Origin of the sequence: Methylobacterium sp. B1, from assembly GCF_000333255.1 — a bacterium.
GTDB classification, from domain to species: domain Bacteria; phylum Pseudomonadota; class Alphaproteobacteria; order Rhizobiales; family Beijerinckiaceae; genus Methylobacterium; species Methylobacterium fujisawaense.
This window is the reverse complement of record NZ_BACT01000042.1, coordinates 1-5,022: the sequence shown is the minus strand read 5'-3', so window position 1 is coordinate 5,022 and position 5,022 is coordinate 1. Positions and strand designations below refer to the sequence as shown.

Annotated in this window: 5 protein-coding genes; 3 read left to right on the top strand and 2 right to left on the bottom strand. The window is 68.3% G+C overall.

What is annotated here, in order from left to right:
- Positions 1–202 precede the first annotated feature (202 nt).
- Complete coding sequence (locus I53_RS01180; RefSeq protein WP_043345822.1) at positions 203–2,272, top strand: M3 family metallopeptidase; 2,070 nt, start codon at positions 203–205, stop codon at positions 2,270–2,272.
- Positions 2,273–2,356: 84 nt separating this feature from the next.
- Positions 2,357–3,280: a hypothetical protein gene (locus I53_RS01175; RefSeq protein ID WP_043345821.1), complete on the top strand. Its 924-nt coding sequence runs from the start codon at positions 2,357–2,359 to the stop codon at positions 3,278–3,280.
- 21 nt (positions 3,281–3,301) lie between these two features.
- On the opposite strand, the gene I53_RS01170 is transcribed toward I53_RS01175, so the two are convergent.
- A complete protein-coding gene (locus I53_RS01170; RefSeq protein WP_043345819.1) occupies positions 3,302–3,520 on the bottom strand; it encodes a hypothetical protein in 219 nt (72 codons plus the stop codon).
- A 173-nt stretch (positions 3,521–3,693) separates the two neighbouring features.
- Entirely contained in the window at positions 3,694–4,086 is a 393-nt protein-coding gene (locus tag I53_RS01165; protein ID WP_043345824.1) for a DUF2267 domain-containing protein, read from the bottom strand.
- Between the two features lie 354 nt (positions 4,087–4,440).
- On the opposite strand from I53_RS01165, the gene I53_RS01160 reads away from it, so the two are divergent.
- A partial coding sequence (locus tag I53_RS01160) for a (Fe-S)-binding protein (RefSeq protein WP_043345817.1) occupies positions 4,441–5,022 on the top strand: 582 nt, incomplete at its 3' end.

Genomic DNA, 5,022 nt, shown 5'->3' with positions numbered 1-5,022 from the left:
GACAGAGTGCGTCCCGGCATGGGGCCTCGAAGCGTGGGCGTTGGCCTCTACAACGGACGAGACGCCATTCGGATCGCGCCCATGTGGTTGACGGACCCGTCGAACGGGCCACTGTCTTTCCGATCGCGCCGGCAGACCCCATGTCGGCGCACCGGCGGCGCGGACAGACGCGGCGTCGCGTGGACGTATCGTTGAGGACCGCATGTCGGACGCAGCTGATGCCGGGCTCCCGAGCCTGCCGCAGGACAATCCCTTCCGCGAGGCGCATTGGAGCACCCCGCACGGCCTTCCGCCGTTCGAGCGGATCCGACCGGAGCACTACGGGCCGGCCTTCGCAGCGGCGCTAGAGGCCCACGCTTCCGAGATCCGCGTGATCGCGAGCCAGGACGCTCCGGCCACCTTCGGCAACACCGTGGAGGCCATGGAGCGGGCCGGCCTCGCCCTCGAGCGCGTCGCCGGCGTCTTCTACAATCTGACCGGCAGCCATACGAACCCGGAGCTTCAGGCCATCGAGCGCGAGATCGGCCCCAAGCTCGCCCGGCATGGAAGCGCCATCTACCTGAATCCCGAGCTCTGGGTCCGGATCTCGGCGATCGCGCCCGAGGGCCTGGAGCCGGAGGAGCGCCGGGTCCTCGACCGATACCGGATCCGCTTCCGGCGGTCGGGGGCCGATCTCGCGCCCGAGGACAAGGCTCGCATGGCGGAGATCGCGGCACGCCTGTCGGAACTCGGCACGCGGTTCAGCCAGAATCTCCTGGCCGACGAGAGCAGCTTCATCCTGCCGCTTCGGGGCGAGGAGGATCTGGCCGGCCTGCCGCCGTTCCTGCGGGCCGCCGCCGAGAGCGCCGCCAAGGAGCGCGGCCTCGACGGGCACGTCATCACTCTGTCGCGCTCGCTGATCGAGCCTTTCCTGGTCTTCTCGACCCGGCGCGACCTGCGCGAGCGCGCCTATGCGGCCTGGACCCGGCGCGGCGAGAACGGCGGCGAGACCGACAACCGTGCGATCCTCGCCGAGATCATCCGGTTGCGCGCGGAGCGGGCGCGGCTTCTCGGGTTCGCGAGCTTCGCCCATTTCGCCCTCGACGACACGATGGCGGCGAGTCCCGAAGCGGCGACCGGGCTCTTGCGCGACGTCTGGACGCCCGCCCGGGCGCGGGCGGCCGAAGAGCGGGACCGCCTCCAGGCGACGATCCAGGCCGAAGGCCACAACTTCGCGCTCCAGGCGCACGATTGGCGGCACTACGCCGAGAAGGTGCGTCGCGCCGAGCACGACCTCGACGAGAGTGAGATCAAGGCCTACCTGCCGTTGGAGCGGATGATCGAGGCGGCGTTCGACACGGCCTCGCGGCTGTTCGGCCTGACCTTCACGGAACTCTCCGACGTCCCCCGGTATCATCCCGATGTCCGGGTCTGGCGGGTCGGCAATCCCGACGGGTCCGAGGTGGGCCTCTTCCTCGGCGATTATTTCGCCCGGGCCTCGAAGCGGTCCGGCGCCTGGATGAGCGCCTTCCGCTCGCAGGAGCGCCTGAACGGCCCGATCACGCCGATCATCGTCAACGTGATGAATTTCGCCAAGGCGCCGGACGGCGAGAGCACGCTGCTGTCCTTCGACGACGCACGCACCCTGTTCCACGAATTCGGCCACGCCCTGCACGGTCTGCTATCGGACGTGACCTACCCGCTCCTGTCCGGAACGGCCGTGTCGCGGGACTTCGTCGAACTGCCCTCGCAGCTCTACGAACATTGGCTGGAGCAGCCGCAGGTCCTGCGCGCCCACGCGCGGCATCATCGGACCGGCGAGCCCATGCCCGACGCCCTGCTGCAGAAGCTGCTGGCGGCACGGACCTTCAACCAGGGTTTCGCCACGGTGGAGTACACCGCCTCGGCCATCGTCGACATGACGCTGCATCTCTCGGCGGAGGGCGAGGCCGGGCTCGACGTCCCCGTGTTCGAGTCCGAAGCGTTGCGGCGGATCAACATGCCCGCCGAGATCAGCATGCGGCACCGGACACCGCACTTCGCCCACATCTTCTCGGGGGACGGCTACGCGGCCGGGTACTACAGCTATCTCTGGTCGGAGGTGCTCGATGCGGACGCGTTCGACGCGTTCCGCGAAGCGGGCGACATCTTCGATCCGGAGACGGCCAAGCGGCTGCGGACCTTCGTGTACGGTGCCGGCAATCTGCGCGATCCGCGCGAGGCCTACACGGCCTTCCGCGGGCGGATGCCCAGCATCGAGCCGCTGTTGAAGAAGCGCGGGCTGGCGGCCTGAGCCGCGCGCCCGCGGTAAGGGTTTCGTAAACAAACGTCCTTAACGAACGCTTGCAGCGCGAGGCCGCGTGCGGAGTTCGGGGCGATGACGAAGATCCAAGCCAAGCAGGCCGTTTCCGAGGGCATCTCGCCGGCGGATCTGCTCAAAGCTGTGGTGACCGGAAAGGCGGAAGTTGCCCCGGCGGCGACCGCGTCCGTGGAGCCTCCCGCGGGCAAGGGCTTCGCTCGTCCGTTCCTGTCGCGCCTCGATCATAAGCGGCTCGCGCTCCCGGGCGCGGCTTTGGCCGTCGGCGCAATTCTGGGCGGGAGCGTGATGGTGCTCTCCCGCCCGGCAGCCGTGCGGCCCGATGCGATTGCGGCTCTCGAAACCACGCTCGATGCCGGCCGGACCGAAACCGTTCGGCTGGCCGGCGACATCGCGCAGCTCCACACCGTCCTCGCCGACCTTCGCGCCTCAACCGACGCCGCGCGGAAAGAGGCCGCGACCCGCAGCAGCGCCCTCGGCGAGCGTCTGGCGCAGGTCGATAAGAGTGTTAACGCCAAGGTCGCGGCGCTCGGCGAGCGCCTTGAGCAGGGCGAGCGCGAGCACACCGCCCGGCTCACCGGCCTCGCCGCGCAGCTGGAGCGCCGGACAGCCGCGACACCGGTCGCCGCGAAGGCGGAGCCGACCCAGACGGGAAGCATCGGCGAGCCCGCCCGCGCCAGCGAGGGGAAGCCCGAGGTCAAGGTGGCGGACGCCAAGGTGGGCGAGGCTAAGACTGGCGAGGCCAAGATTGGCGAGACCAAGCCGAAACCGGCGACCTTCGACAGGCCGCCGGTGATCGAAGGCTGGGCTCTGCGGGACGTCTACGAGGGCACGGCGGTTTTGGAGAATCGGCGCCGCCGCCTGGTCGAGGTCTCGCCCGGCGACATCCTTCCGGGCGTCGGTCGCGTGGAAGGCGTCGAGCGACACGGACGGGAATGGGTGGTCGTGACGCGCCAGGGTCTCGTCACGTCGCAGCCCTGGTAGGCTGACCGAATCCGAACAGCCTCAGCGGCTGGGACAGCCGGTCGGGGCCAGTTCACCGGGCGCAATCGGGAAACGCGGCTCGATCGTCATCGGATCGGCCAAGGCCGCCGCGCGCTCCGCCCGTTGGCGACCGTGCCTCAGAGCGCGGGTCTGCGCTGCGCGGGTCGGATGCAGGATGGCAGCGAGCAGGGTCTGCCCTTCAAACTCGCTGTCCAGGTTTTTGGCTTCGAAGACGGGCATGGCCGGCCTGCTTGATAGCGGAACTGGACACTGCCAAAGGCGTCGATCCAGCCCGCAACCCTAATAACGGGGATCGCGTGGACAGGTTCCGTCAAGCTTTCGCCTCGAAACCTCTTTTTTACCTTCGTCCAGGCGGCACCCGAATGCAGTGCGACCGCGCACATCGATGGGCGTCAGACGAATTGGTTCAAGCCGGGGATCGAGCCGATGATCGGGCCCATCGCGTCCTCGCCCACCTTCTCGCGACCGAAAGCGAACAGCTCCTGGCCGAGGGGCTGCATCTGACCCATCGGGACACCGGCGGCCATCAGCTTCTGACCCAAAGCCATGACGCCGCCGCCGCCCATCATGCCGCCGAGCATGCCCATCAGACCGCCGCCGCCGCTCTCGCCGGCATTCGACTCGGCGATCAGGGACTCGGAGCCCGGCAGGGCAGCCAGGAGTTGACCGACCTCGGTCGCCGGCCCTTCCTTCTGCAGGAAGGCCAGGATGTGCCCGATGGCGGTCTGAGCGGTCGCGGCGTCGAGCCCGGTGCGGGTGGTGACGCGGGCGAGCAGTTCTTCCATGGTGATGATCTCTTCGGAACGCTTCCAGACGTCATTCGACTCTGAGGCGTCGGAAATCAAGCGCGCGGCCCAGCATCCTCGGGAAACTCTCCGGCTGCGCACGGAGGAGCGTCACCCCTCGACCGGATCGACGACGCCGACCGCCAAGCCCCGGGAACGACGTCCCCTGACCGCGGATCCACGGCCTGGAAGACGGAGGGGCTGCGGACCCCGCATCAACGGCGCGCTGCGTTACATCGGGCCCGGTGACGCAGTGTCCGATCTCGCCAAGATCAGCGACATCCGGTAGACCCACCACCAATCTTGAACCGTTCCAGATCGCCGCGCGGCCGATCTTCAGGGAGTTGTCGCACCATGCGGGTCGGCCTGTTCGTGCCGTGCTACGTCGACGCCTTCGAGCCCGAGGTGGGGATCGCCACCCTCGAGCTGCTGGAGCGGCTCGGCTGCACTGTGGAATACCCTTACGATCAGACGTGCTGTGGTCAGCCGATGGCCAATACCGGTTGCCACGCCGAAGCCGCCGCCACCGAAGCGCTGTTCGTGAAGAACTTTTCCGGCTTCGACTATGTCGTCGCGCCATCGGGGTCCTGCGTCCACCAAGTCCGCGAGCATCTCACCGCGATCCCCCAGACCGACGCGGTGCGCCACGTCCGCGCCAGCACCTACGAGCTGGTGGAATTTCTGCACGACGTGCTGAAGGTCGAGGACCTGCCCTGGACGAACTTCCCTCATAAGGTCGCCTATCACACCAACTGCAACGCCTTGCGTGGCATCCATCACGCGCGGCCATCCGAGTTGGTGAAGCCCTACTATTCGAAGCCCCTCGACCTGCTGCGCCTCGTCAAGGGTGTCGAGCTCGTCGATCTCGCCCGGCCGGACGAGTGCTGCGGCTTCGGCGGGACCTTCTCGGTGTTCGAGCCCGCCGTCTCGGCCAAG

Coding starts and splice junctions, on each gene's coding strand:
- I53_RS01165 (WP_043345824.1), bottom strand. CDS start 4,086: ATGGAAGAACTGCTCGCCCGCGTCACCACCCGCACCGGGCTCGACGCC.
- I53_RS01175 (WP_043345821.1), top strand. CDS start 2,357: ATGACGAAGATCCAAGCCAAGCAGGCCGTTTCCGAGGGCATCTCGCCG.
- I53_RS01170 (WP_043345819.1), bottom strand. CDS start 3,520: ATGCCCGTCTTCGAAGCCAAAAACCTGGACAGCGAGTTTGAAGGGCAG.
- I53_RS01180 (WP_043345822.1), top strand. CDS start 203: ATGTCGGACGCAGCTGATGCCGGGCTCCCGAGCCTGCCGCAGGACAAT.